Below are 2,189 nucleotides of genomic sequence, written 5' to 3' on the forward strand. Positions count from 1 at the left end.
CAGTGGTTCTTTCCAAAGGCATTGTAGGTCTTGCAGGAATAAATCTGCTGGGGATGTTTTGCGTTTGTGTAGCGTACCGTCAGCGACTTCCCACACTCGCCGCATTTTATCAGTCCGGCAAACAGGCTGATTTCATTGGTCTGCCCCGGACGCTGGCGGGATTTCAGCTTATTCTGCACAATGTCAAAGCTCATGCGGTCAATCAGCGGTTCATGCTGCCCCTCCACCACAATCCAGTCCTCCGGCTTCTTTTCACCAATCGTGCCGATTTTGAAACGGTAGTCCTTTTTCTGGGAAGCAATCGCCCCAGTGTAGACGGGATTCATCAAAAGGTCTTTGATAACGGAGAAGTCCCACATATACCGCCCATTTTCCGGGTCTTTCTTTTCCCATTTGGTACGGGTATTGCGAAGCCCCCGTTCCCGGTTCCACCATGTGGGGCAGGGGATTTTTTCTTCCTCCAGCCGTCTGCGGATATAGTTCGGACCATGACCGTTTAGGGCATATCCGAAAATCAGCCGCACAATCGGGGCGGTTTCCTCGTCAATGAGCAGATGGTTTTTGTCCTCCGGGTCTTTCCGATACCCAAACGGGGCAAGACACCCGGTAAACTGTCCTTTCTGCGCTTTCAGAAGATAAGAGGAATGGACTTTCTTGGAAATATCCTTACTGTACATCTCGTTCAGGATATTCTTGAACGGGGCGATGTCGTTGTTATCCCGCAGGGTGTCGATACCGTCATTCATGGCAATATAGCGGACACCGTTTCTTGGGAAAAAGTCCTCAATCAAATGCCCGGTTTGCAGATAGTTACGCCCCAGTCGGCTGAGGTCTTTCGTGATGACAAGGTTGATTTGCCTGCGCTCAATGGCTCTCAACATTCTCTGTAAATCAGGACGCTCCATATTAAGACCTGTGAAGCCATCGTCCTGATAGACTGCCACAACCTCCCATCCCTGCTTTTCGCAGTATTTTTCCAGCATATCACGCTGGTTTGCGATACTGGCACTTTCGCCTTGCAGGTCATCGTCCTTTGACAGTCTGCAATAGACCGCTGCACGATAACCCCTGGCAAGTGCCGAACCTATTGTTCTGTATTCCATTTCATTCATCATAGCCATTTACCCACACAATCCAGACGGTATCTGGCTCTTTTGAACCTCATCTTCATTATACTTCAAATCTTTCTTTTTAGCAAGATATTCTTTCGTATTTGTCTTTCCGTATTTCTGGGAAATCAGGCTGACGAACACATCGGTTGCGTCCAGCTCCCCGTCAAATACAGTGGTCACATGAATCTCTGTTTTGTTTTTTGCCATAGGCAGTTATCCTCCATACATGAAAATAGCCAGACAGAGGGTGTCGGCAACGAAGTCCGGCAACGGGCTTCAAAAGACCTTGCAAACAATCTCAATCTGGCGATGGTTACTATTTATACTTTTCTTTTATTTTTCTGTTGTTTTGGTTGTTATAAGGGAGAAAAGCCCGGAAATAAGGGGTTTTCCCCGGCAACCGGCTCGGCAACGGGATAGCAACAGAGGGTGCAACGGGCTGTCATTTTCAGAATGGAAGCTCCATCTGTTCTGTGACCTCCACAAAACCATCCATCGTTTTTTCAGACGGGTTGCCGGAGTCCGTTGCCGGGTTTTCACGCTCCCAGCCCTTTTGTCTGCCATATTCTGAAAACATTCTTGGGTTCGGGAAGTACCGCCAGCCGGAAATGCACTGGTTCATAATCTCGTTGATTTCCCGGATTTCCCATTGCTTCGGTTCGTCAAAGGCATGGTTCAAGGCTTCCTTGTAGAGCTGCTTGGAACAGACCATGCTCCCGGTGTACTTATCAAGATACGCCTGTATCATTCCGGCTTTGGTGTCCTCCGGCATAAAATCCCGCTGGTGTTCTTTGAGATACCGCTGCATGGCGGGGCTGAAAGCCAGCTTGAACCTGCCGCTTCGGTAAATCTCCATTGCTTCTGCCCACATCTGCTCGATATAGGCTCTGGAAGCAGTTTCGTCCTCCAAAATGTGAACCTCAGCTTGCTCCGGGTACACCATGACCGGGATAAAGCGGCGGTTGCCGGAACGGTCAAGGGGCAGGAAGTCAAGGGCATTGGAAGTGCCGCCAAACACGCACTGACGGGGGCGGTCTGCCGGGTGGGTTTCATAGGGTATCTTGTAGACCTCTTTCT

The 2,189-nt window shown here is 49.6% G+C and carries 4 protein-coding genes; 1 reads left to right on the forward strand and 3 read right to left on the reverse strand.

The window, feature by feature from the left end:
• Together DXA97_RS19605 and DXA97_RS19610 are read right to left on the reverse strand one after the other, a co-directional pair.
• Positions 1 to 1,121, reverse strand: a 1,121-nt coding sequence (locus DXA97_RS19605) for a recombinase family protein (RefSeq protein ID WP_118721450.1), incomplete at its 3' end; no start/stop codon positions are given.
• On the reverse strand, positions 1,122 to 1,319 hold the full coding sequence (locus tag DXA97_RS19610; RefSeq protein ID WP_004612761.1) for a hypothetical protein: 198 nt from the start codon (positions 1,317 to 1,319) through the stop codon (positions 1,122 to 1,124).
• On the opposite strand from DXA97_RS19610, the gene DXA97_RS22525 reads away from it, so the two are divergent.
• Positions 1,293 to 1,532, forward strand: a complete 240-nt coding sequence (locus DXA97_RS22525) for a hypothetical protein (RefSeq protein WP_021682886.1) — start codon at positions 1,293 to 1,295, stop codon at positions 1,530 to 1,532. The genes DXA97_RS19610 and DXA97_RS22525 overlap by 27 nt on opposite strands.
• Before the next feature lie 28 nt (positions 1,533 to 1,560).
• On the opposite strand, the gene DXA97_RS19620 is transcribed toward DXA97_RS22525, so the two are convergent.
• Positions 1,561 to 2,189, reverse strand: a 629-nt coding sequence (locus tag DXA97_RS19620) for a virulence-associated E family protein (protein ID WP_243107787.1), incomplete at its 5' end; no start/stop codon positions are given.

It is taken from the genome of Clostridium sp. OF09-36 (assembly GCF_003481985.1).
Lineage (GTDB): Bacteria > Bacillota > Clostridia > Lachnospirales > Lachnospiraceae > Brotaphodocola.